Annotated in this window: 1 protein-coding gene; it reads left to right on the plus strand. The window is 41.0% G+C overall.

Annotated elements, in window-relative coordinates; genetic code table 11:
* Positions 1-400: hypothetical protein (locus BZJ21_RS16450; RefSeq protein ID WP_158075549.1), on the plus strand; the 400-nt coding region annotated here is incomplete at both ends.

Consider the following 400-nt stretch of genomic DNA (forward strand, 5'->3'; position numbering starts at 1 on the left):
AAGACGGAATACAAATAAGCAAAAGTGTAGTCATTAACAAAGATAAAGATGTCTTTGCTAAAAAAGTTACAGCTTCTGGTGGGGCCGTGATAAATACAGGGTCGTGGAATAAAGACGGTCTGCGTCTTAACGGCGCTGCCCCTTCTATCTATTTTAGCCAAGATGATGGAAGTAATGCGTATTTAGGCCTTAACGGAGGTAACTTTTATGTTCTCCCTGATACTGACAGTAACGGGACCTACTCTAGTCCATACATACTACAAGCTAGTTTTAGCGGTAACGATTTTAGGTATTTCGGTCATAAGGTATACCACGCAGGTAACAAGCCTTACTTTAGTGAAATTATAGGCACTATCGATAATGGGCAACTGCCTAACGATATTACTGTGGGCGGTAATCT

Source organism: Salinivibrio costicola subsp. alcaliphilus (genome assembly GCF_001996185.1).
GTDB classification, from domain to species: Bacteria; Pseudomonadota; Gammaproteobacteria; order Enterobacterales; family Vibrionaceae; genus Salinivibrio; species Salinivibrio costicola.